Genomic DNA, 22758 nt, shown 5'->3' on the forward strand with positions numbered 1-22758 from the left:
GAGTCGTCCCAGTACGTCCAGTACGCGAACGATCCTCCGCCTTGCGATCGCACGCACCAGACGCCGCGAGCCCCGCCCCAGGGGGCGGACGGCGCTACTCTCGAAACACGCCCTAAGGCCTGTCAGGGGCGTCCCACGGTCATGGGACGCCCCCGCGCGTACGGAGTGAGCGTTCCGCCGTACGTGCTCAGCACGCCGGGGCCATGACCGACCGCCGCTGCCAGACCGCCTGCACGCGCTTGCCGTCCGGCAGTGGCCTGACCTCGACCTGACCGGCGAGTTCCAGCACCATGGGCCAGCCGAACCCGCCTCCGCCGGCGAAGTCGGGCCGGCGTGCGACCGGCGGCAGCGGGCTGGAGTCGTCGATGTCCACGATCAACGTCTCCTTCTCGGCGGTGAGATGGAGCCGCCACCATCCCGAGGTGTGCCGGATGGCGTTGGTGACGAGTTCGGAGACGACCAGCAGCACCGCGTCCAGATCCGCCCACGGACAGTGCTGCTTCAGGAATTCGGCGGCGACACCGCGAGCCGCCGCACTGTCCCGGTGCGACGAGTCCACAACCACCACCTGCGGCTCATTACTCATCACCGCCTCGCCTACCCCGTCATCACCTTTTCACCGGCACCGGTTCCACTCCACCGAACGCCGGACGGGCACCTCTCGCCGGGACGGCCGGGCCGGGGCCGCACCCACCGGGCCGGGCCCGTGTTCTACTTCCGTTACGGCCTCCCGCCACCGGCCTCGCACGGCCGGCCACCGCAGAGAAGTGAACCACCAGCAGTGCGACTCAACGATCTCGACGAACGCATCGTCCACGCCCTCGCCGAGGACGCCCGCCGTTCCTACGCGGACATCGGCTCCCTCGTCGGTCTCTCCGCGCCCGCCGTGAAGCGGCGCGTCGACCGGTTGCGCGCCGAAGGCGCGATCACCGGTTTCACCGTACGGGTGGACCCGGCCGCGCTCGGCTGGGAGACGGAGGGCTTCATCGAGATCTACTGCGGCCGCAACACCTCGCCCGAGGCCATTCACCGGGGCCTGGAGCGCTATCCGGAGGTTGTGTCCGCCTCCACCGTCACCGGTGAGGCCGACGCGATCGTCCAGGTCTTCGCCGCCGACATGCGCCACTTCGAGCAGGTGCTGGAACGGATCGCCGGTGAGCCGTTCGTGGAACGCACCAAGTCGGTACTGGTCCTCTCGCCGCTGCTCAGACGGTTCTCGGCAGGCTCACCGGCCTGAGAAAAGGTCCCGTGCAACGAATCGCCGCACGGACGGCCTATCGCGCAACGGATCGATGGTCCACCCGCAACGGTCGCGTCTTGTCCGGGCCGACGGCTGGACCGTACCGTCATGGCGTCCGCCCGGAACCCCTTCGCACCGTCCGAGGTCAGCCATGCCGCCGCTGCGCACCGCCCTGCTCCAGAGCTCCGGACGACCCGGTTCGGTCGCCGGCAATCTCACGGTGCTCGACGAGGCGGCCGGCCGTGCCGCCGCCGCCGGCGCCGGGCTGCTGGTCTGCCCCGAGATGTTCCTGACCGGATACGCCATCGGTGACGCCGTGCCCCGGCTGGCCGAGCCCGCCGACGGTCCCGGAGCCCGGTCCGTCGCCGAGATCGCCGTACGCCATGGACTCGCCGTGCTGTACGGCTATCCCGAGCGCGACGGCGAGCGGATCTTCAACGCCGCGCAGCTCATCGCCGCCGACGGCGAGCGGCTCGCGAACTACCGCAAGACCCATCTCTTCGGCGGCTTCGAGCGTGAATGGTTCACACCGGGTGAGCGGCCCCTCGTCCAGGCCGAGCTGGCCGGACTGCGCCTCGGCATCATGATCTGTTACGACGTCGAATTCCCGGAGAACGTCAGGGCGCATGCTCTGGCCGGTACGGATCTGCTGCTGGTGCCCACCGCGCAGATGCATCCGTTCGAGTTCGTCGCGGAATCCCTCGTACCGGTGCGGGCCTTCGAGAACCAGATGTATGTCGCGTATGTGAACAGGACCGGCCAGGAAGGCGCGTTCGAGTTCGTCGGGCTGAGCTGTCTCGCCGGGCCCGACGGCGCCGCCCGGGCGCGGGCCGGACGCGGCGAGGAGCTGGTCCTCGGCGAGGCCGATCCCGGGCTGCTGAGCGCCTCGCGCGAGGCCAATCCGTATCTGCGGGACCGCCGCCCCGGTCTGTACACGTCCCTCGTCTGAGCCCGCCAGAGCGCGCGAGAACTTTTCGTACAAGGAGTCCGCACCCCATGACATCCACGGTGCCCAACGCCGTCCAGCACGCCGGCGCGCAGCCGCCGATCACCATGTTCGGGCCGGACTTCCCGTACGCGTACGACGACTTCCTGGCTCATCCGGCCGGCCTCGGCCAGATACCGGCGGCCGAGCACGGCGCCGAGGTCGCCGTCATCGGCGGCGGACTCTCCGGCCTCGTCGCGGCGTACGAACTGATGAAGATGGGCCTCAGGCCCGTGGTGTACGAGGCGGACCGGATCGGCGGACGGCTGCGTACCGTCGGCTTCGAGGGCTCCGACCCGGAGCTGACCGCCGAGATGGGCGCGATGCGTTTTCCGCCCTCCTCGACCGCGCTCCAGCACTACATCGATCTGGTGGGACTGGAGACCCGGCCGTTTCCCAACCCGCTGGCGCCGGGAACGCCGTCGACCGTGGTCGATCTCAAGGGCGAGTCGCACTACGCCAGGACCATCGACGAACTGCCGCAGGTCTACCGCGATGTGATGGACGCCTGGAACACCTGTCTGGAGGAGGGCGCGGACTTCTCCGACATGAACCGCGCGCTGCGCGAGCGCGACGTCCCGCGCATCCGCGAGATCTGGTCGCGGCTGGTCGAGAAGCTCGACAACCAGACCTTCTACGGCTTCCTCTGCGACTCGCCGGCCTTCAGATCCTTCCGCCACCGGGAGATCTTCGGCCAGGTCGGATTCGGCACCGGCGGCTGGGACACCGACTTCCCCAACTCCATCCTGGAGATCCTGCGGGTTGTCTACACCGAGGCCGACGACCACCACCGCTCCATCACCGGCGGCAGCCAGCAGCTCCCGCTGCGGCTGTGGGAGCGCGAGCCGAGGAAGATCACACACTGGCCGGCCGGGACGTCACTGTCCTCGCTCCACGGCGGTGAGCCGCGGCCCGCGGTGACCCGGCTGCACCGGACGGCGGGCAACCGGATCACCGTCACGGACGCCTCGGGCCGTATCCGTACCTTCCGGGCCGCGGTCTTCACCGCGCAGTCCTGGCTGCTGCTCTCCAAGATCGCGTGCGACGACTCGCTCTTCCCGATCGACCACTGGACGGCGATGGAGCGCACCCACTACATGGAGTCCTCCAAGCTGTTCGTCCCGGTCGACCGGCCGTTCTGGCTGGACGAGGCCGTCGACGACACCGGGCGGCCCACCGGGCGCGATGTGATGTCGATGACGCTCACCGACCGGATGACGCGCGGCACCTATCTGCTGGACAACGGCCCCGACAAGCCGGCCGTCATCTGTCTGTCGTACACCTGGTGCGACGACAGCCTGAAGTGGCTGCCGCTCTCGGCCGAGGAGCGGATGGAGGTCATGCTCAACTCGCTGCGCGAGATCTATCCCAAGGTCGACATCCGCCGACACATCATCGGCAGTCCCGTCACGGTGTCCTGGGAGAACGAGCCGTATTTCATGGGCGCGTTCAAGGCCAATCTGCCCGGTCACTACCGCTATCAGCGGCGCCTGTTCACGCACTTCATGCAGGACCGGCTGCCGGCGGACAAGCGGGGCATCTTCCTGGCAGGCGATGACATCTCCTGGACGGCGGGCTGGGCCGAGGGCGCGGTACAGACGGCGCTCAACGCGGTGTGGGGTGTGATGAACCACTTCGGTGGTGCCACGGACGCGACGAACCCGGGGCCGGGCGATGTCTATGACGACATCGCCCCGGTCGAGCTTCCCGAGGACTGACCGGGCTCCGGTCTGTTCCACGGCCACCGCCGCTCCAGGACCGACCGGAGGCCACCGCCGCCGGACGGCGGTTCCCGGGCACGAGCACCGCTCGCTCAGACGCCCGCCGCACGCGCCGCCGCGTACACCTCCACCGCCACGTCGGTCAGCTCCGCCGCGTCACGTGTCGTGCTCTGGAGGTCCAGCAGGATCTCCGATACGCCCGTCTCGGCATGTGCCACCAGGTCCTCGACGATCTGCGCCACGCTGCCGTGGAAGGGCCGGCGGTCCTTTCCCTCGTACGGAGCGGCGCTGTACCGCGCGTTGGCGCGGGCGCAGGCGTCGAGGGGCCGCTCCCGGCCCCGCTCGGCGGCCAGGTCCCGGATCTGCCGCCACTGCTCGGCGAGCCGCGCGGCGCCCATGGCCACCGGCACCCAGCCGTCGGCCCGGTCCACCAGCCGGCGCGCGGCGCGTGTGCTGGTCGCGGGCAGATAGACAGGGATGGGACGGACCGGCTTCGGGCCGACCTCGGACGGTGTGATGGTGGTCAGCTCGCCCCGGTACGAGACGGGATCCGGGCCCCAGACGGCCGCGCACACATCGAGCAGCTCGTCGAGCACCGCGCCGCGCTTCTCGAACGGTGCCACGCCCGCGGCGGCGTACTCGTCCAGCGACCAGCCGGTGCCGAGACCCGCGATCATCCGGCCGCCGCTCGCGACATCCAGTGAGGCGAGCGAACGGGCGAGCTGGAAGGGCACGTGCAACGGCGCGATCAGGACGCTCGTGCCGAGCCGGGCCCGCCCGGTGGCCGCGGCCGCCAGCGCGAGCGTCACCAGCGGGTCGGCGACCGAGCGGTACTGATCGGGCCAGGGCATTCCCGGGATGTTGTAGAGCCCCTGGACGGGCCGCTCGGGAAAGAGGACCCGCTCGAAGGCCCACAGACTCTCGTAGCCGGCCTCCTCACCGGCCCGCGCCACGGTGGCCACGTCGCGGCCGATGTCGTACTGCTTCATCTGGGGAAGACCGAGACCCAGCTTGAGCGGCATGCGTACACCCCTTTGTGCGGACAACAACGAGGTTAAATACCGTAGGAGGGCCGGTTGTTGACAAAACGACTGGCGCGCCGGGCCATTCGGGGGCAGTGTTCGGTTGAGCCGTACGAGAAGGCACCGGCGGCGGGCCCGGTCGGTGACCAAGGAGATGATCCTTGCTCGGTCGAGGGCCTCGCCGGGGAGCCCGGCCATTCAAGGTTTTCCCAAGGTTTCCGTCAGGCCGGCCGTCCACGATGGGTGTGTCCGGACCGCAGTGCGGCCGGGAGAGGCGAGGACCTCACCCACGGGGGTGGTGAGGTCCTTCAGCTGTGCGGGAGACATGTCTGATTCAGGCTGTCTCCTCCTGCCGTGCCCGTTCTTCACCCTCGGCGGTGAGACAACTGGTCAGGCCACCGGGCGGATCCGATCGCTGGTCTTCGCCCGGAGCACGGCTTCCAGCCGGTCGCGGGCCTCGGTCCGGGCGGCGATCCATTTGTCGAGGACCGTTCCCGCGCGGCCCGCGGGCCCTTGTCCGAGGGCGGTGCGGCGGCCACATCGCCTTCCGAGCACGGCGGGCACACCCGCACGTCGTCCAGGGTGAGCCCGGCGGATGGCGGATGTCCTGACGAGCGGTGACAGCCCTGCCGTTTCGCGTTCCTCCGCGGCTCGGCCACCGGCCGAGCCCGCCTGGCCAAGGCGTTGGGCCGCCGAGCTCTCTCGCCGCACACGGTCGGCGTCACCCCGAGGAAAGGCTCCTGAGCGGCCGCTTAGGATGAGGCGACGCCCGTCCCAGCAGCCCAGGAGTCCCACTCGTGACCGCCGAAGCCCCGCCCGTGCTCCAGTACGGCGCTCTCGTCCCCGTCTCCGTCCACTTCGACGATCTCGACGCGCTCGGGCTGCTCCACAACGCCCGTTATCCGCTGATGGCCGAGCGCGCCTGGACCGCCTACTGGCAGGAGCGGGGACTCGGCTTCGACGGCGACTGGGCCGCGGCGGGCGACGCCTGCAACGCGGTCAGGGAACTGCGCGTCATCTACGAGCGGCCGGTCAACCGCACCGGCGCGTACGGAGTCCACCTCTGGCTGGAGCGGATCGGCACCACCGGACTCACCTACGGCTTCCGCTTCTGCTCGGCCGACGGCTCGGTGACCTACGCGCACGGCAGCCGTGTCCTCGTCCGGCTCGATCCGGCAACGCTGCGCCCCACGCCCTGGAGCGAGGAGTTCAGGTCCTCGGGTCGGGAACTGTCGCGCCCGGAGCACTGACCGCCGCGGCCCGCCGGTCGCTCGTACGCAGCACACCGGCTCCCACGACCAGCCCCAGGGCGAGCACCGTCACCAGCCCGAAGGACACCACCAGCGAGGTCGCGTCGGCGACGGTGCCGATCGCGGAGGGCGCGATGAGCCCGGAGGTGTAGGTGATGGTCGCCACACCGGCGATGGCCTGACTCGGATTCGGGCCGCTGCGGCCGGCGGCCGCGAAGGCGAGCGGTACGACCACGGCCACTCCCAGTCCCAGAAGCGCGAAGCCGCCCATGGCGACCGCCGGATGGGGCGCGAGCACCACCAGCAGTCCGCCCGCCGCGGCCAGCAGGCCGCCGGTCCGTACGGTCCGCACCGCGCCGAACCGGTCGACCACTCGGTCGCCCACGAGCCGTGCGACGGCCATGGTGAGCGCGAACGCCGTGGTCGACGCCGCGGCGGTGCCGGCCGAGGTGTCCAGCACGTCCCTGAGATAGACCGCCGACCAGTCCATGCTCGCGCCCTCCGCGAAGACCGCGCAGAATCCGACGGCGCCGATGATCAGCGCGGACTTCGGCGGCAGCGCGAAACGCGGCGGCGGTTCGGCGTCGGGCGCGCTGCGCAGATCCAGTACCTCCTGGCAGGCGACCAGGCCCAGCACCGTGAGCACGGCCGCCGCGAGCAGATGATGCAGCCGCGCGTCACTGCCGAGATGCGCGGCGAGAGTGCCGCCGGCGGAGCCGAGCAGCGCGCCGATGGACCACATGCCGTGCAGGCCGGACATGATCGACTTGTCGAGACGGTTCTCGACCTCCACGCCGAGGGCGTTCATCGCCACGTCCGACATGCCCGCGCTCGCCCCGAACACGAACAGGGCGGCGCACAGAGCGAAGACATTGGGGCTGAAGGACGGCAGGATCAGCGCGAGGGTCCACAGGGCGAGCAGTCCGCGCAGCGCGTTGCGCGCGCCGAAACGGTGGCTGACCGTGCCGGCCAGCGGCATCGCGAGCGACGCGCCGAGCGCCGGGAAGGCGAGGGCCAGCCCGAGCTGCCCCGCGCTGACCCCGGCATGGTCCTGGATCCACGGGATACGCGTGGCGAAACTGCCGGTGACGGCGCCATGCACACAGAAGACCGCGGCGACGGCGAGCCGCGCGCGCCGCAATCTCGCCTTGTCGTAGATCATTTCAGCCGGCATCCCGCCTCGTCCTCCTCTGAGAGGCGCGCACATCCCGGACGCACCCATGACGCACCTTTCCTCGGTGCCGGAGTAAATTATCAGGAACCCTGCCTGATAAATAGGGCGCGTCACCGAAGCGATCTGAAAGGATCCCGGCATGGCCGCATCCCCGAGCACCGCCCGGGCCATCAACGACCGGCTCGCCCTGCGACTGCTCCAGCAGGAAGGCCCGTTGACGGCAGGACAGTTGAAGACACTGACCGGGCTCTCCCGACCGAGCGTCGCCGATCTGGTGGAACGGCTCCAGGACTCCGGCCTGGTCCAGATCGTCGGAGAGACGAGCGACCGGCGCCGCGGTCCCAACGCCCGGCTGTACGGGATCGTCGCGGGCCGTGCCCATCTCGCCGCCCTCGATGTGCGCACCCACAGCGTGTCCGTCGTCGTCGCGGATCTGCTGGGCACCACGCTCGCCGAGGCGGCCCTGCCCATCGGCAGCGACACCGCCGCCGGTGCCGCCGTCGAGCAGGCCGCGGCCCTGCTGGAACGCACGGCCCGCGAAGCCGGCGCGGTACGGCTGCACAGTGTCGGCATCGGCGCTCCCGGCCTCGTCGACCCGGCCACCGGCGAGCTCCGCGACACCAGCGGACTGCCCGCCTGGCACCGGCGGCTCGTCGCCGCGCTCCAGGACCGGCTGCCCGCCAATGTCCTGGTGGAGAACGAGACCAATCTCGCCGCACTCGCGGAACAGCGGCTCGGCGCGGCACGCGGCCAGGACACCTTCGTGCTGCTCTGGCTCGGCCACGGCGTGGGCGCGGCGGTCGTGCTCGACGGCAAGCTGCGCCGGGGCGCCTCGGGCGGCGCGGGCGAGATCGGTTTCCTGCCGGTGCCCGGCACCTCGGGACTGCCCTCCGCGGTCGACTGCGGCGGCGGCTTCCATGCCCTCGCGGGATCGGCGGCCATCGGTGAACTGGCCCTGGAACACGGCATCTCGGCCGTTCCCGCGCCGCAGGAACCGCCCGCGGCCGCGCAGGTGCGAGCCGCCATCTCGGCGGGCAGGGAAGGCGGCGCGTTCCTCGACGCCCTCGCCGACCGGCTGGCCATCGCAGCGGCGGCGGTGAGCGCCGTCCTCGATCCCGGCAGGATCGTGCTGGCCGGTGAGGTCGGGCACGCGGGCGGTGAGGCGCTGGCCGCCCGGGTCGAGGACCGGGTGGCCGCGATGTCTCCGCTGCGTACGGAGGTCAGAGCCGGGACGCTCGGCGGTGTGGCCGTGCTGCGAGGCGCGCTGCTGACGGCGCGGGACGCGGCGCAGGACGAGCTGTTCGCTCCCGGGGCATGAGCCGGCCGGTACGGCCCGTACGCCGTACGCCGCCGCCGCGCGCCGGCCCGCCGGCCGGCGCTTGACTCGCACGGAGCTTCCTGTGAGCCAGCCCACAGAGACCACCCGTATGGGCGACGATCCGGCGTGGCACACTGGTTCCGTACCAGAAGCAGCGCACTCCGGGGTCGGTGTAATTCCGAACCGGCGGTTATAGTCCGCGACCCGTCCGCATCCAGCGGCCGGTTGACCAGGTGAAATTCCTGGACCGACGGTGAAAGTCCGGATGGGAGGCAGTGCGCGGCGGGCCGTCACCGGTACGCCACCGTCGGTGGGTCGTTCTCGGACGAACCAACTCCTCGGCCTCGGCGTCGCCGTGTGTGTTCCCGCTTCTCTGTCGTCATCGACAGGCCCCGGAGTCCGTGCCCGAAGAGGCAGGAGGACCCGGTGGTCACGGAAGCCGTCACCGACGCCGACGCCATGCGCCGAGCCGTCGCGCTCGCCGCTCGCGGACTTGGCTTCACCCGTCCCAACCCGGTGGTCGGATGCGTGATCCTCGACGCCTCCGGACTGTTCGCCGGCGAAGGCTTCCACCAGCGTGCGGGCGGCCCGCACGCCGAGATCCACGCACTGCGCGCCGCCGGCGAACGCGCCCGCGGCGGCACGGCGTACGTCACCCTCGAACCCTGCGCCCACACCGGCCGCACCGGCCCCTGTGCCCAGGCGCTCATCGACGCCGGTGTCGCCCGCGTCGTGTACGCCGTCGCCGATCCGACCCCGCAGGCCGGTGGCGGCGCGGCCACCCTGCGCACGGCCGGGATCACGGTCGAGGCAGGACTGCTCGCGGAGGAGGCCGAGGCGGGCAACACCGCCTGGCTCACCTCCGTACGGCGCGGCCGTCCGCACGTCCTGTGGAAGTACGCGGCCACGCTGGACGGCCGGATCGCCGCCGCCGACTCGACCAGCCGCTGGATCACCTCCGCCGAGGCCCGCGCCGATGTCCACCGGCTGCGCGCCGAGGCCGACGCGGTCGTGGTCGGCTCAGGCACCGCCCGCGCCGACGACCCGCATCTCGCGGTACGCGGCGTCGAGGGCGCCGTCCAGCCGCTGCGTGTCGTCGTCGACACCGAGGCCACCGCCGTCCGGCCCGGCGCCCGCGTCCTGGACGACGCCGCGCCCACGCTGATCGCCGTCGCCGAGGACGCCGACGCGGGACATCTCAAGGACGTCGTACGGCTGCCCCGCGCCGCCCGTGGACTGGACGTCCCGGCCCTGCTGGCCGCGCTGTACGAGCGCGGCGTCCGCTCCGTACTCCTCGAAGGCGGCCCGGCCCTGGCCGGGTCCTTCGTCGCCGCGGGCGCCGTCGACAAGGTCGTCGGCTATCTCGCCCCGGTCCTGCTCGGCGCCGGCCCCGCGGCCCTCTCCGGCGCCGGAATCACCACCATCGCCGAGGCGTTGCGTCTCCGGATGACGGAGAGCGTCCGGATCGGCGCCGATCTGCGCGTCACCGCCATCCCCGTACCTGTCACATCCGTCGTACCTGTCACACCCGTCACAAAGGAGCGCTGAGTGTTCACCGGAATCGTCGAAGAACTGGGTGAGGTCACCGCCGTCGAGAACCTCGGTGACTCCTCGCGCTTCCGGCTGCGCGGCGCCGTCGTCACCGACGGCGCGAAACACGGCGACTCGATCGCCGTCAATGGCGTCTGCCTCACCGTTGTCGGCCTCGAAGAAGGCCAGTTCACCGCCGATGTGATGGCGGAGACACTCAACCGCTCCAGCCTCGGCGCGCTGGAGACCGGCTCGAAGGTCAACCTGGAACGGCCGATGGCCGTCGGCGGCCGCCTCGGCGGCCACATCGTCCAGGGCCATGTGGACGGCACCGGCACCATCGTCGAGCGCAAGGTCTCCGACCACTGGGAGATCGTCAAGATCTCGCTCCCGGCCGGTCTCACCCGCTATGTCGTCGAGAAGGGCTCGATCACCGTGGACGGCGTCAGCCTCACGGTCGTCGACGCCGGCCCCGACTACTTCACCATCAGCCTCATCCCCACCACCCTCGCGCTGACCACACTCGGCATCAAGGGACCGGGCGACCCGGTCAATCTGGAAGTAGACGTCATCGCGAAATACGTCGAGCGGCTGCTCGGCCCCGGATCCGAGGAGTCCGCACGGTGAGTGCCCTGTCCTGGCTGAACGGCGAGGCGTTCACGGCCTTCGATCAGCACATCCTGTGGTCCGACATGATCGGCAACACCATCGGTCTGGCCGCGCTCGCGCTCGGCTGGCGGCGCTCGATCTGGACCTGGCCGGCCCAGTTCCTGTCCGGCGTCATCCTGGTCGGCGCGTATGCCTCCGCCCAGCTCAGCGGCGGCGTCGGCAAGCAACTCCTGGTCATCGGAGTGGCCTTGTGGGGCTGGCAGCAGTGGCGGCGCGGCAGGCAGCAGGCCCAGGACGGCTCGATCGCCGTCCGCTTCGCCACCTGGCGCGAGCGCGGAGTGCTCCTCGGCGGTACGGCCCTCGGCACCCTCGCCGTCGGCGGCCTGTTCGTCGCCGTGCCCGAACTGTCCTGGAACCCCTGGCCCGACGCGTACATCTTCGTCGGCACCCTCGCCGCGATGGTGGCCCAGGCCCGCGGCCTGGTCGAGTTCTGGTTCGCCTGGCTGCTCGTCGACATCGTCGGCGTACCGCTCGCGTTCAGCAGCGGACTCGCCTTCTCCGGCTTCGTGTACGTGATCTATCTCGTCCTCGTGCTGTGGGGAATGCGCGACTGGTGGCTGCGTTCCCGCGCCCACGCCCTGCCCATGGAAGGAGCAGCGGTATGAACTCCCGCTCGCCGTACGCCACCGCCGCCTCGGACACGCCCCGAGCCGACCCTCCGGCGTTCACCTGGTACTCCACCGACAACGCGGAGGACCTCGCCCTGGACCCGGTGGAGCAGGCCGTACGCGACATCGCCGCCGGCCGTCCTGTCGTGGTCGTCGACGACGAGAACCGCGAGAACGAGGGCGACCTCGTCATCGCCGCCGAGAAGGCCACTCCCGAGATCGTCGCCTTCATGATGAGCGAGTGCCGCGGTCTGATCTGCGCGCCGATGGAAGGCGCCGAGCTGGACCGGCTCGAACTCCCGCAGATGGTCGGCCAGAACACCGAGTCGATGCGCACCGCCTTCACGGTCTCCGTCGACGCGGCGCCCGAGTACGGCGTCACCACCGGTATCTCCGCGGCCGACCGGGCCACCACGCTGCGGCTGCTCGCCACGGGCGACACGCGGCCAGGTGACCTCGTCAGGCCGGGACATGTCTTCCCGCTGCGCGCCAGGCCCGGCGGCGTGCTGGAACGCGACGGCCACACCGAGGCCGCCGTCGATCTGGCGCGGCTCGCCGGTCTGCGTCCGGCCGGCGCGATCGTGGAGATCGCGGGCGAGGACGGTGTGATGCTGCGCCTGCCCGATCTCATCCCGTTCGCCCGCAAGCACGGCCTGACGATCATTTCCATCGAGGATCTGATCGCCTACCGCCGCAGCTCCGAGCCGTCCGTCCGCCGCGAGGCCGAGGTCCAGCTTCCCACCGCCTTCGGAGCGTTCACCGCGTACGGCTACCGCTCCACGGTCGACGGAGTGGAGCATGTCGCCCTTGTCCACGGAGAGATCGGCGACGGCGAGGACGTGCTCGTCCGGGTCCACTCCGAATGCCTCACCGGTGACATCTTCAGCTCGCTGCGCTGCGACTGCGGCCCTCAGCTCCAGGCGTCCATGGAGCGCATCACGGAGGCCGGCCGCGGAGTCGTCGTCTATCTCCGCGGCCATGAGGGCCGCGGCATCGGGCTGCTGTCGAAGCTGCGCGCGTACGAACTCCAGGAGCGCGGTCGCGACACCCTGGACGCCAACCTGGAACTCGGCCTGCCCGCCGACGCCCGGGACTACGCGGCCGGCGCGCGGATCCTCGACGACCTCGGTGTCCACAGCCTGCGGCTGATGACCAACAACCCGGACAAAACCACCGCTCTCGTCAGGCATGGACTCCGGGTCACCGGACGCGAGCCGATGCCCGTCCAGGCGGGAGAGCACAATCTCCGCTATCTGCGGACCAAGCGCGACCGGATGGGGCACGACCTGCCCTGGCTGGACGCCGCCGCCTGCGGCAACCAGTAGGAGCCGTACGCGAGACCCGTAGGACCGTAAGACCTGTAAGACCCGCGGAACCGACAAGAACAAGCTTCAAGGAGAGACGTGAGCGGCAACGGCGCACCCGAACTGAGTGTGAAGAACTGCGGAGACCTCCGGGTCGCCGTGATCGCGGCGCAGTGGCACGAGAAGATCATGGACGGCCTCGTCGACGGCGCGCTGCGCGCACTGCGCGAACTCGGCATCGACGAGCCGACACTGCTGCGGGTCCCGGGCAGTTTCGAGCTTCCGGTGGTCGCCAAGGTGCTGGCCGAGCGCGGTTACGACGCGGTCGTCGCGCTCGGTGTCGTCATCCGGGGCGGCACCCCGCACTTCGAGTATGTGTGCCAAGGCGTGACCCAGGGCCTGACCCAGGTCTCGGTGGACACCGGAGTGCCGATCGGCTTCGGCGTGCTGACCTGCGACAACGAGGAGCAGGCGCTGGACCGGGCCGGGCTCGAAGGCTCGCACGAGGACAAGGGCCACGAGGCGGTCACCGCCGCCGTCGCCACCGCGGCCACGCTGCGTACCGTCGCCGAACCCTGGCGCTGAGGAGGGCACCTCCGGCGGGAGGGAGGCGCTTCGCGCCGCTGTCACCCGGCCGCGTAAAGTGAGCGTCACCATGTCCAAGAAGACGTTCGAGGAGCTCTTCTCCGAGCTCCAGCAGAAGGCCGCCAACGGCGACCCGGCCACCTCCCGCACCGCCGAACTGGTGGGCAAGGGCGTGCATGCCATCGGCAAGAAGGTCGTCGAAGAGGCGGCCGAGGTCTGGATGGCCGCGGAGTACGAGGGCAAAGAAGCCGCCGCCGAGGAGATCTCCCAGCTCCTTTACCACGTCCAGGTGATGATGGTGGCGCGCGGAATCTCCCTCGACGACGTGTACGCCCATCTCTGAGCACGCGCCCAGGCATCCCGTACGGCCCGCCCGATCCCACCACCCCTACGCACAAAGGAATCCGACCTCATGCTGCGCATCGCCGTCCCCAACAAGGGTTCACTGTCCGGACCTGCGTCGGCGATGCTCCATGAGGCCGGCTACCAGCAGCGCAAGGAGTCCAAGGAACTCGTCCTGGTCGACCCCGACAACGAGGTCGAGTTCTTCTATCTGCGGCCCCGCGACATCGCGATCTATGTGAGTTCCGGCCGCCTCGACATCGGCATCACCGGCCGCGATCTCCTGCTGGACTCCGGCGCGAGCGCCGAGGAGATCCTCCCGCTCGGCTTCGCCCGCTCCACCTTCCGTTACGCGACCAAGCCGGGCACCGCCGGCGGTGTCGAGGAATTCGGCGGGATGACCGTCGCCACCTCCTACGAGGGCATCGTCGCCAAGCACCTCGCGGACAACGGCGTCGACGCCGCCGTCGTCCACCTGGACGGCGCGGTCGAGACCGCCATCGAGCTGGGTGTCGCCCAGGTCATCGCCGATGTGGTGGAGACCGGCACCTCGCTGCGGAACGCGGGCCTCGAAGTGGTCGGCGAGCCGATCATGACCTCCGAGGCCATTGTCATCCGCCGCACCGGCGCGGACGCCGACGAGCCGAAGGTGCAGCAGTTTCTGCGCAGGCTCCAGGGAGTCCTCGTCGCCCGCACGTACGTGATGATGGACTACGACTGCCGCGCGGAGCACCTGGAGCGCGCCGTCGCCCTCACCCCCGGCCTGGAGTCGCCGACCGTCTCCCCGCTGCACAACGAGGGCTGGGTCGCCGTCCGCGCGATGGTCCCGTCCAAGGGCGCGCAGCGGATCATGGATGATCTCTACGAGCTGGGCGCCCGCGCCATCCTCACCACGGCCATCCACGCCTGCCGCCTCTGACGTCCCCTGGAAGAGCGAGAACTCATGCCAGCCCCCACGCCTGCGACCGGACCGCCCGTGCTTCCGGTCACCTTCCGGCCGACCCGTACCCGGGCCGTCCTGCTCTCCGTCGGCACGGTCATGTTCGCCGTGATCACGGCCGTCGGTCTGCTGCTGGAGCAGCTCAGCGCGGAGGAGCGGCTGAGTTTCATCTTCACGGCCCTGCTGTTCTTCGGTGTGCTGGCGCTGCTCAGCCGTCCCAAGGTCGTCGCGGACGCCGCCGGTGTGACAATCGTCAACCTCACTCGTACGCGCCGACTGGCCTGGGCGGAGATCCTGCGGGTCAATCTGCGTCCCGGTGACCCCTGGGTCTTCCTGGACCTCAGCGACGGCAGCAGCCTGCCCGTACTGGGCATCCAGCCCGGTATCGCCAAGGCGCACGCCATCCGTGACGCCCGCGCTCTGCGCACGCTCGCCGAGGCCCGGGGCGCCGGCGCCGACAACGGCTGAGCCGCACGCCCTCCTGCTCTCCATTTGCCGGCCTGTCTTGTTTACTCTGGTGGCGGTGGCGCCGAGCGCGCCCCGCCCCGCACCCGACGGCCACGACCGGCCCGTGGGGCACCTGCGACCCGAGGAGTGACTCCCTCCAGCAATGGACGGATCGTCCGGTAGTACCTGCGCCGCCCCCTTCGAAGAGGCGGCGGCATGACCATCCCCCTTCTGCTGCTCGCCGCAGCGTTCCTTCTGATCCTCGCCAACGGGTTCTTCGTGGCGGCCGAGTTCGGCCTTGTCACGGTGAACCGGTCCGACGCCGAACGCGCCGCCGCCGCCGGTGACCGCCGCGCGCGGACGGTCGTCGCGTCACTGCGGGAGCTGTCGTTCCAGCTCTCCGGCACCCAGCTCGGCATCACCATCACCTCGCTCGTCGTCGGCATGCTCGCCGAGCCCGCGCTGGCCCGGCTACTGGACGGGCCGCTCTCCGCGACCGGGCTGCCCGAAGGGGCCGTCTCCGGGGTCGCGGTGGTGATCGGCATGCTGCTGGCCTCCGCCGTCCAGATGGTGGTCGGCGAGCTGGTCCCGAAGAACTGGGCGGTCTCGCGGCCGCTCCAGGTCGCACGGTTCGTGGCGGGCCCGCAGCATCTCTTCGCCACCCTGTTCCGGCCGGTGATCTCCCTGCTCAACACGGTCGCCAACCGCCTCGTCCGGATGCTGGGCGTGGAACCGACGGACGAACTCGCCTCCGCGCGGACCCCTGGCGAACTCGTCTCCCTGGCCCGTCACTCGGCCCAGGCGGGCACGCTCGAACAGGACACGGCCGATCTGTTCGTACGGACTCTCTCGCTCGGCCGGCTCACCGCGCAGCACGTCATGACACCCCGTGTGAAGGTGAGCGCTCTCCAGTCCGACGCGACGGCGGCGGACGTCCTCAACCTCACCCGGGCCACCGGTCTGTCCCGCTTCCCGGTCTACCGGGAGCGGATCGACGAGGTCGTGGGGATGGTGCATCTCAAGGACGCGCTCGCGGTTCCGGTGGCGGAACGGCTGCGCACACAGGCCGGACGGATCGCCGTCCCGGCGCTCCTGGTACCGGAGACACTGCCCGTGCAGCAGCTCCTGGAGCGGCTGCGCAGCGAACAGCCGATAGCCGTCGTGGTCGACGAGTACGGCGGGACGGCCGGGGTCGTGACCCTGGAGGACATCATCGAGGAACTGGTCGGCGAGGTCCGCGACGAGCACGACGCCGAAGGCGACGGACGGCCGGAACTGGCTCCCGTCGCGCCTGAGGACGGCAGACCCGCCTGGGAGGCGGACGGAAGCTGCCGGGTCCTCGCCCTCCGGCGGATCGGACTCGACGTGCCCGACGGGCCCTACGAGACCGTGGCCGGCCTCGTCGCCGATCTGCTGGGCCGCATCCCGGCCCCCGGCGACAAGGCCGAGCTTCCCGGCTGGCGGCTCTCGGTCCGCCAGGTGGACCACTACCGGGCCGAGCGGGTCAGACTGGTACGCCTCTCCGACATCCCGGCCGGTACCGCGCCGGACGCCGCGCCGGACGCCGCGCCGGACGCCGCCCCGGCCGGCGTCCCGGCGACGGCGGAGGGCACCCGATGAACGCCCTGCAACTCGTCTTCGCTCTCCTGCTGGTCCTGGCCAACGGCTTCTTCGTCGGAGCCGAGTTCGCTCTCGTCTCCGTGCGCCGCAGCCAGATCGAGCCGCACGCCGCGCGCGGCTCAGCCCGTGCCAGACAGACACTGCACGGGCTGGAGCATCTGCCGCAGATGATGGCCGCCGCGCAGTTCGGCATCACCGTCTGCTCCCTGACGCTCGGCGCGGTCGCCGAACCGACGGTGGCGCGGCTGCTGGAGCCGCTCTTCCACGTGGTTCACCTGCCCGAGGGCCTGATCCATCCCCTGGGCTATGTCATAGCCCTGGCTCTGGTCGTCTCCCTGCATCTCGTCATCGGTGAGATGGTTCCCAAGAACCTCGCCATGGCCGCTCCGGAGAAGACCGCGCTCTGGCTCGCACCCGGCCTCGTCGGCTTCGCCCGGCTCTGCCGTCCGGTCACGGCCGGTCTCGGCGCCTGCGCCCGGCTGGTGCTGCGGGCCTTCCGCGTCGAACCCAAGGACGAGGTGGAGGCGGTCTTCACCAGCGAGCAGCTCAACCGGCTCGTCGAGGACTCCGGCCAGGCCGGACTGCTCGAACCCGAGGCGCAGGAACGGCTGGAGGACGCCCTGGAGCTGGGCAGCCGGCCGGTCACCGATGTGCTGCTCACCCATGCCTCCCTGGTGACCGTGACCCCGGCGGTCACTCCGCGCGAGATCGAGGAGCTGACGGTACGCACCGGCTACTCCCGCTTCCCGGTGTGCGCGGACAGCGGCGGAGTCTTCATGGGATATCTGCATGTCAAGGATGTACTGGATCTGGAGGCCGGCGAGCGGGCCGTCCCGCAGCACGTCTGGCGGCCGATGGCGACGCTGCGCGCGGAACTCCCGCTGGACGACGCGCTCACGGTGATGCGCCGCGCGGCCACCCATCTCGCCCAGGTCGCGGACGCCTCCGGCCGGGTCCTCGGACTGGTGGCGCTGGAGGACGTACTGGAAATGCTCGTCGGTGAGGTACGGGACCCGTCCCACCGCCGGCGCGTCCCGCCCGGGGCGCTGGTCGGTGAACAGCGCTCCGACCAGGCGGACCAGGTCCTGGCACGCTGAGCCGCTCCCGGGACCCGGCGGCGGTCAGGTCATGGCCCCGGCGGGTCCTGGGGGCCGCGGTTCAGTGGACCGCGGCCCGAGAGCACCTCGCCGTACGCCTGCATCAGATCCGGCAGCCGCAGCGTGGCCAGATCGTCACGGGTGGGCGTACCGCTGTAGCCGGAGAGCCGCAGATCGCGGTAGGCGCAGCTCTTCTCGTAGAGCGTGCGTATGAAGCGTCCGTTGCCCAGCTCGTCGATCCATCCCTGGTCGACCACATGCCCGCTGACCGAGCGCAGCTCGTCCACCGACTCCTCGTCCCAGACGTCGCCGTTCTCCGCGGCCAGGACACCGCCGATCGCGGTCAGTTCGAGCGGCCGGTAGCTCGGGAAGTCGACTCTGGTGGTGAAGCGGGAGGACAGCCCCGGATTGGTCGCCAGCAGCCGGTCCATGCCCTCCGGATAGCCGGCCAGGATGACCACGAGATGGTCGCGGTTGTCCTCGGCCCGCTTCAGCAGCACCTGAAGGGCCTCGTCGCCGTAGGCGTCGCCCTTGCTGTAGCCGGAGTTGGAGAGGCTGTACGCCTCGTCGACGAAGAGCACACCGCCGAGCGCCGAGTCGATCAGATCATTCGCCTTGACGGCGGTCTGGCCGAGGAACTCACCGACCAGATCGGCCCGCTGGGCCTCCACCAGATGATCGCCGCCGAGTAGCCCGAGGGCGTAGAATATCCGGCCGAGAATGCGCGCGACGGTCGTCTTGCCGGTGCCCGAGGGACCGGAGAAGACGAAGTGCCGCTTCGGCGGCTGGACCGGGAGTCCCTGGCCCGCCCGCAGCCGGGCCATGTTGAGCTGCGCGGAGAGCGCCTTGACCTGACGCTTCACCGGCTCCAGGCCCACCATCCGCTCCAGCTCCGCCAAGGCGTCCGCGAGCAGGACCGGATCGGTCGGGCCCTCCGGGAACGGCGGCGGAGCGGGCTGCGCCGGTGGCGGGACCTTCTCCCGTACGTCGTCGGCCGCCGTGCCGGCGCCGCCGAACTGCGGCTCCACCGCTCCGTCGATCAGCAGATCGGAGCCGGGCGGGCTCTCCGGCTCGCTGCGCGCGTCCATGGCGTCCTGGCCGAAGCCGGTCAGGGCCACCGAGGCGAGGCCCACCGGATCGTCCGGGCCGTCGTATCCGTCGGAATCGGTGATCGCCGCGAGCCTGGCCGCAGTGTCCATGAACGCCGGATCGAGCCGGTGCACGGCCCGGTACAGCGGCAGAGCCGCCGCGCTGCGGCCGGTGCCCTCATGGGCGCGCGCCAGCCAGTACCGCAGTTCCTTGCGCTGCGGCTGCTCGCTGCGGCAGCGCATCAGAGCGGTGGACAGCAGCGGCTCGGCCTGTCCGTACATCTCAAGTCTGACCCGGGCCATCCCGCCGAACAGCCCCGCCTCGATGCCCAGCAGCGGGTCGTCCACGAGCGCCTCGGTGTGGCGCACCAACTGGTCCCAGTCCTTGACCAGATAGGAGCGGCAGGCGTGCAGGAAGCGCACCTGCGGATCGGCGTCGACGGGCGGCAGGCCCGCGAGCGCCCGGTCCAGCTCCGGCACATGCCGGCCGTCGAGCCAGTGCGAGGCGTGGGCGAGCAGCAGATCGCGACCGCTCTCCAGCACCGGCTGGACCCACCAGCCCAGCCAGTACCAGGAGTTCAGCGTGCGCCGGTGGCGGGTGCGCTGCTCGCCGAAGCGGTCGCGGTGGCGGTACATCTGGAGCAGTGCGGTGGTGGTGTCCACCCGCAGCGCGTGCAGCCCGAGCCAGCCGTCCGCCATCGCGGGATCGAGCCGTACGGCGGCCCTGAACTCCTCCTCGGCCTGGGGATAGGCCCCCATGGTGTAGGCGTCCACGCCACGCATCCAGGCGAGGTCGGCCGGGGCTTGCGTGCCCTGCGTGCCGATGTCCATCAGGTCCCCCACAAACCGTGCCCCCGTGATGTCCCGCCGGGCGGGCGCCCGTGGGCAGCGTGCCGAACCACCTTCTCGCGGACGGGAATTGACCGCACCGAGAGGCATCGTACCTGCGCGGAGTGTGTGCGACTAAGGGCACCGGAGAGCGGCCACCGTGGTGACCCACGGTGAGCGAGAGAGCGGGTGTGGCGCCGGAAAAGCGGCGAAGAGGACAGAACGAAGCCCCCGGTCACGGGGGAACAACCGGGGGCTTCGCGTCTGGGACGGCTCCGAAAAGCCGCACAATGAGAACGTAAGACCTGTCCCGCTCCCCGGTCAAGCCGGGTTGGGGCACTCGCGGGGGTGATTCGCGGGCGCTCAGTACGGCGGAGGCATCTGATCACGGTGGGTGATGATCTGGTTCGGTCCCGCGTTCAAATGGCGTCCCACGCGCACCACATACCCCTCCCGTACCTCGTGTACCAGGGCATCGGCGAAGGGACGGGACGGGTCGGCCGCGAAATGGCGAGTCTCCGCCGCTGTCCAGCCGTTCCAGAAAGCCGACTGGGCGGGCCCGTCCCGTCGGCGTCCTCGCTCCCAGGACTCCGCCGCGTCCCGCTCCATCCAGAGCAGCCGCGCGAGATACGGCCGCAGCGCCCGGCGCCCGGCGCCGACGCCCTCGACGATCACATGCGGCGCGGGAGCCAGGGAGCGCGGTGCGGTGAAGTGCCGCAGCGTCCAGTCGTACGGCGCGTAGCGCGCGGTCGCGCCGCGCGAGAGCGGCTCGATCACCTGTGCCGTCAGCCGCTCCGTCCAGTCGAAGAGCTCCTCGTGCGTCGCGATGTCGTCCAGACGCAGTACGGGCGCGCCGTCGAGCGCCACCGCGAGCCGCGCCGCGAAGGTGCTCTTGCCGGAGCCGGCGTGGCCGTCGACCGCGATCAGCCGCACCGGACCGCAGGAGGCCGGCAGGGCACGCAGCTCCGACACCACGGCGTCGTCGATGTGTCCGGCGCGCGACGCGGCGCCGCTGGGATCGTTCATCCGGCCCAGCCTACGAGGCGCACGCGTACCTGCCTCGGCCGCGTCCCTCCGTACCACCGCAGGTACCACCGCAGGTCACGCCACTGGTGCAGACCAATATTGCTCGGACGACGCGGTTCGAATCGCTGGCAGAAGCCCGGCGCGAGGCACCATAGTGGGCGACTGCCGGGCAGCCGTCGTCTCGCCGCCTTCGACCGGAGGTTCCCTTGACCAGTCCTACTTCGCGCAGAACCGTGCTCGCCGCCGCTCTCGGGGCCGCGGCGGCCGCGGCGGGCGCCGGCGCGGCGCACGCCGCCGCCGTCCCGCCGTCATCCGTCCGCGTCAGGCCTCTTGTGGAGAACTCGTTCTGGACCTCGTACGCGGACTGGCGTTCCGGTACGCACAGCGGCACCAGGGCCGTGGCCGGCGCCCGGCCCGCTCTGGTCATCGACGTCCCCGCGGGCCGCACCGACTACGCCGATCCGCACACCGGGAAGACCACCACCTGGGAGTACGCGAGCTGGACGTCGCCGTCGCACCGCTCGAAGGTCCCCGCCACCGAGGTGATCGCCTCCTGGAACGCCAGGACACCGGCCGGCACCTGGCTCCAGATCGAGCTGAGCGGGCGCTACAGCGACGGCACGGAGACACCCTGGTACGTCATGGGCCGCTGGACGGCGGGAGACGGTGCGGGCGACATCCGCCGCACCTCCGTCGACGACCAGACCGACGGCCGCAGCACCGTCTGGACCGACACCTTCTCGATGGACGACCCGGCCTCCGGGCTGCGCCTCGTCACGTACCGGCTGCGCCTCACCCTCTACCGCACGCCGGGCAGCGGGCTCACGCCCGTCGTGCACCGGGTCGGCGCGATGGCGTCGGACATCCCGGACCGGTTCACCGTGCCGGCCTCCACGCCGGGTCTCGCCCGTGAGCTGTCCGTGCCGCGCTACTCGCAGAACACCCACGCCGGGCAGTATCCCGAGTACGACAACGGCGGCGAGGCGTGGTGCAGCCCCACCTCCTCGCAGATGATCATCGAGTCCTGGGGCCGGACTCCCACGGCTGAGGAACTCGCCTGGGTGAATCCCGGCTTCGCCGACCCGCAGGTCTGCCACGCGGCCCGGTTCACCTACGACTACCAGTACAAGGGCTGCGGCAACTGGCCCTTCAACGCCGCGTACGCCGCCACGTACCAGGATCTGAGCGCCGCCGTCACCCGGCTCGGTTCGCTCTCCCAGGTGGAGACGCTGATCCGGGCGGGCATCCCCGTGATCACCTCGCAGTCCTTCCTCAAGGAGGAGCTGACGGGAGCCGGTTACGGCACCTCCGGCCATCTCATGACCGTGATCGGCTTCACGGACAGCGGCGATGTCATCGCCAACGACCCGGCTTCGCCGGACAACAACGCGGTACGGCGGATCTACCGGCGCCAGGAGTGGGAGACCATCTGGCTGAGGACCAAGCGGTACAACGCGACCGGTGGCGTGGCGTCCGGCACCGGCGGTGTCTGTTACGTCTACTGGCCCGCCCGGCCGACCGCGCGGCAGAGGGCCGCGCTGATCTCCGTCGGGCTGCTCTGAGCCCGGCCCGCACCGGCCCCTCGCGCACACCGCGAGGGGCCGCGCTTCACCGGCTGACCGGCGCGGTCCGAGCGGCCGGCTCGGCGAAATAAATCAATGTGCCGCGTCCGCGCCGACTTATAAGGTCATCTCACAAGCACCTTCCGGTGCGAGGGCTGCGGTTACTTTTTGCGAGGAAGCACCTCACGGTGCGCGGGCTCGACCCCCGCGGAACCGCCGCCGCTTCGATCTCGGGAGGCACAGCGCCGGGGTGCCCGGTGCGCAGGCGACGGATACTTCTTTCTGCAAAAAAGAGGACCCAGGTTCGAATCCTGGCGGTCCGGCCCCGGCCGGGCTGTGGTGCAGCGGCCCAGCATCTTGTCTCCGTCTCCGACTCTGATCTCGGGCACCCCTCCGCCGCGC

Annotated in this window: 21 protein-coding genes, 1 tRNA gene and 1 riboswitch; of the genes, 17 read left to right on the forward strand and 5 right to left on the reverse strand. The window is 70.8% G+C overall.

What is annotated here, in order from left to right; all coding sequences use genetic code 11:
- Positions 1-187: 187 nt before the first annotated feature.
- Entirely contained in the window at positions 188-586 is a 399-nt protein-coding gene (locus PV679_RS33220; protein WP_319684648.1) for an ATP-binding protein, read from the reverse strand.
- A gap of 195 nt (positions 587-781) precedes the next feature.
- Here PV679_RS33220 and PV679_RS33225 point away from each other — a divergent pair, with 195 nt between their 5' ends.
- The 3 genes from PV679_RS33225 (at position 782) to PV679_RS33235 (ending at position 3943) form a co-directional block, all read left to right on the forward strand.
- Complete coding sequence (locus PV679_RS33225) at positions 782-1237, forward strand: Lrp/AsnC family transcriptional regulator (RefSeq protein WP_319684649.1); 456 nt, start codon at positions 782-784, stop codon at positions 1235-1237.
- Positions 1238-1391: 154 nt separating this feature from the next.
- Positions 1392-2189: a carbon-nitrogen hydrolase family protein gene (locus tag PV679_RS33230; protein ID WP_319684651.1), complete on the forward strand. Its 798-nt coding sequence runs from the start codon at positions 1392-1394 to the stop codon at positions 2187-2189.
- A gap of 47 nt (positions 2190-2236) precedes the next feature.
- Positions 2237-3943: an NAD(P)/FAD-dependent oxidoreductase gene (locus PV679_RS33235; RefSeq protein ID WP_319684652.1), complete on the forward strand. Its 1707-nt coding sequence runs from the start codon at positions 2237-2239 to the stop codon at positions 3941-3943.
- A 95-nt stretch (positions 3944-4038) separates the two neighbouring features.
- On the opposite strand, the gene PV679_RS33240 is transcribed toward PV679_RS33235, so the two are convergent.
- Entirely contained in the window at positions 4039-4968 is a 930-nt protein-coding gene (locus PV679_RS33240) for a TIGR03619 family F420-dependent LLM class oxidoreductase (RefSeq protein WP_319684654.1), read from the reverse strand.
- Positions 4969-5765: 797 nt separating this feature from the next.
- On the opposite strand from PV679_RS33240, the gene PV679_RS33245 reads away from it, so the two are divergent.
- The gene (locus PV679_RS33245) at positions 5766-6218 is read left to right on the forward strand and encodes an acyl-CoA thioesterase (RefSeq protein WP_319684656.1); all 453 of its coding nucleotides are present in this window, start codon (positions 5766-5768) and stop codon (positions 6216-6218) included.
- Here PV679_RS33245 and PV679_RS33250 read toward each other — a convergent pair.
- The gene (locus PV679_RS33250; RefSeq protein WP_319684658.1) at positions 6178-7392 is read right to left on the reverse strand and encodes an MFS transporter; all 1215 of its coding nucleotides are present in this window, start codon (positions 7390-7392) and stop codon (positions 6178-6180) included. The genes PV679_RS33245 and PV679_RS33250 overlap by 41 nt on opposite strands.
- Before the next feature lie 139 nt (positions 7393-7531).
- On the opposite strand from PV679_RS33250, the gene PV679_RS33255 reads away from it, so the two are divergent.
- The 11 genes from PV679_RS33255 (at position 7532) to PV679_RS33305 (ending at position 17852) form a co-directional block, all read left to right on the forward strand.
- Entirely contained in the window at positions 7532-8710 is a 1179-nt protein-coding gene (locus PV679_RS33255; RefSeq protein WP_319684660.1) for an ROK family transcriptional regulator, read from the forward strand.
- Between the two features lie 152 nt (positions 8711-8862).
- Positions 8863-8993: riboswitch (FMN riboswitch) on the forward strand.
- 176 nt (positions 8994-9169) lie between these two features.
- Positions 9170-10258 (forward strand): bifunctional diaminohydroxyphosphoribosylaminopyrimidine deaminase/5-amino-6-(5-phosphoribosylamino)uracil reductase RibD, encoded by a 1089-nt coding sequence (gene ribD / locus PV679_RS33260; RefSeq protein WP_319684696.1) that lies wholly within the window; start codon positions 9170-9172, stop codon positions 10256-10258.
- Positions 10259-10867 (forward strand): riboflavin synthase, encoded by a 609-nt coding sequence (locus PV679_RS33265; protein WP_319684662.1) that lies wholly within the window; start codon positions 10259-10261, stop codon positions 10865-10867. It begins immediately after the preceding gene.
- Complete coding sequence (locus tag PV679_RS33270; protein WP_319684663.1) at positions 10864-11514, forward strand: nicotinamide mononucleotide transporter family protein; 651 nt, start codon at positions 10864-10866, stop codon at positions 11512-11514. Before PV679_RS33265 ends, PV679_RS33270 begins: the two co-directional genes overlap by 4 nt.
- A complete protein-coding gene (locus PV679_RS33275) occupies positions 11511-12842 on the forward strand; it encodes a bifunctional 3,4-dihydroxy-2-butanone-4-phosphate synthase/GTP cyclohydrolase II (RefSeq protein WP_319684665.1) in 1332 nt (443 codons plus the stop codon). Before PV679_RS33270 ends, PV679_RS33275 begins: the two co-directional genes overlap by 4 nt.
- A 78-nt stretch (positions 12843-12920) precedes the next feature.
- Positions 12921-13406: a 6,7-dimethyl-8-ribityllumazine synthase gene (ribH, locus tag PV679_RS33280; protein ID WP_319684667.1), complete on the forward strand. Its 486-nt coding sequence runs from the start codon at positions 12921-12923 to the stop codon at positions 13404-13406.
- 70 nt (positions 13407-13476) lie between these two features.
- Positions 13477-13749 (forward strand): phosphoribosyl-ATP diphosphatase, encoded by a 273-nt coding sequence (locus PV679_RS33285; protein ID WP_319684669.1) that lies wholly within the window; start codon positions 13477-13479, stop codon positions 13747-13749.
- 69 nt (positions 13750-13818) lie between these two features.
- Positions 13819-14667 (forward strand): ATP phosphoribosyltransferase, encoded by an 849-nt coding sequence (gene hisG / locus PV679_RS33290; protein WP_319684671.1) that lies wholly within the window; start codon positions 13819-13821, stop codon positions 14665-14667.
- Positions 14668-14691: 24 nt separating this feature from the next.
- Positions 14692-15156: a PH domain-containing protein gene (locus PV679_RS33295; protein WP_319684673.1), complete on the forward strand. Its 465-nt coding sequence runs from the start codon at positions 14692-14694 to the stop codon at positions 15154-15156.
- Between the two features lie 195 nt (positions 15157-15351).
- Positions 15352-16755: a hemolysin family protein gene (locus PV679_RS33300; RefSeq protein ID WP_319684675.1), complete on the forward strand. Its 1404-nt coding sequence runs from the start codon at positions 15352-15354 to the stop codon at positions 16753-16755.
- Entirely contained in the window at positions 16752-17852 is a 1101-nt protein-coding gene (locus tag PV679_RS33305) for a hemolysin family protein (protein ID WP_319684677.1), read from the forward strand. The genes PV679_RS33300 and PV679_RS33305 overlap by 4 nt, the downstream gene beginning before the upstream one ends.
- A 29-nt stretch (positions 17853-17881) precedes the next feature.
- Here the strand turns inward: PV679_RS33305 and PV679_RS33310 are convergent, their stop codons facing one another.
- Positions 17882-19771: an AAA family ATPase gene (locus PV679_RS33310; protein ID WP_319684678.1), complete on the reverse strand. Its 1890-nt coding sequence runs from the start codon at positions 19769-19771 to the stop codon at positions 17882-17884.
- Between the two features lie 360 nt (positions 19772-20131).
- Complete coding sequence (locus PV679_RS33315; RefSeq protein WP_319684680.1) at positions 20132-20794, reverse strand: hypothetical protein; 663 nt, start codon at positions 20792-20794, stop codon at positions 20132-20134.
- Positions 20795-21000: 206 nt separating this feature from the next.
- On the opposite strand from PV679_RS33315, the gene PV679_RS33320 reads away from it, so the two are divergent.
- A complete protein-coding gene (locus PV679_RS33320) occupies positions 21001-22356 on the forward strand; it encodes a peptidase C39 family protein (RefSeq protein WP_319684682.1) in 1356 nt (451 codons plus the stop codon).
- 244 nt (positions 22357-22600) lie between these two features.
- A tRNA-Ser gene (locus PV679_RS33325) sits at positions 22601-22681 on the forward strand.
- Positions 22682-22758: the final 77 nt, after the last annotated feature.

This window comes from Streptomyces sp. AK02-01A (assembly GCF_033795305.1).
GTDB lineage: Bacteria > Actinomycetota > Actinomycetes > Streptomycetales > Streptomycetaceae > Streptomyces.

Bases quoted from the DNA above. Each gene is read 5' to 3' on its own strand.
- PV679_RS33220 (WP_319684648.1), bottom strand. From the start codon at position 586: ATGAGTAATGAGCCGCAGGTGGTGGTTGTGGACTCGTCGCACCGGGAC.
- PV679_RS33230 (WP_319684651.1), top strand. From the start codon at position 1,392: ATGCCGCCGCTGCGCACCGCCCTGCTCCAGAGCTCCGGACGACCCGGT.
- PV679_RS33235 (WP_319684652.1), top strand. From the start codon at position 2,237: ATGACATCCACGGTGCCCAACGCCGTCCAGCACGCCGGCGCGCAGCCG.
- PV679_RS33240 (WP_319684654.1), bottom strand. From the start codon at position 4,968: ATGCCGCTCAAGCTGGGTCTCGGTCTTCCCCAGATGAAGCAGTACGAC.
- PV679_RS33250 (WP_319684658.1), bottom strand. From the start codon at position 7,392: ATGCCGGCTGAAATGATCTACGACAAGGCGAGATTGCGGCGCGCGCGG.
- PV679_RS33255 (WP_319684660.1), top strand. From the start codon at position 7,532: ATGGCCGCATCCCCGAGCACCGCCCGGGCCATCAACGACCGGCTCGCC.
- ribD (WP_319684696.1), top strand. From the start codon at position 9,170: ATGCGCCGAGCCGTCGCGCTCGCCGCTCGCGGACTTGGCTTCACCCGT.
- PV679_RS33275 (WP_319684665.1), top strand. From the start codon at position 11,511: ATGAACTCCCGCTCGCCGTACGCCACCGCCGCCTCGGACACGCCCCGA.
- PV679_RS33285 (WP_319684669.1), top strand. From the start codon at position 13,477: ATGTCCAAGAAGACGTTCGAGGAGCTCTTCTCCGAGCTCCAGCAGAAG.
- hisG (WP_319684671.1), top strand. From the start codon at position 13,819: ATGCTGCGCATCGCCGTCCCCAACAAGGGTTCACTGTCCGGACCTGCG.
- PV679_RS33295 (WP_319684673.1), top strand. From the start codon at position 14,692: ATGCCAGCCCCCACGCCTGCGACCGGACCGCCCGTGCTTCCGGTCACC.
- PV679_RS33300 (WP_319684675.1), top strand. From the start codon at position 15,352: ATGACCATCCCCCTTCTGCTGCTCGCCGCAGCGTTCCTTCTGATCCTC.
- PV679_RS33305 (WP_319684677.1), top strand. From the start codon at position 16,752: ATGAACGCCCTGCAACTCGTCTTCGCTCTCCTGCTGGTCCTGGCCAAC.
- PV679_RS33310 (WP_319684678.1), bottom strand. From the start codon at position 19,771: ATGGACATCGGCACGCAGGGCACGCAAGCCCCGGCCGACCTCGCCTGG.
- PV679_RS33315 (WP_319684680.1), bottom strand. From the start codon at position 20,794: ATGAACGATCCCAGCGGCGCCGCGTCGCGCGCCGGACACATCGACGAC.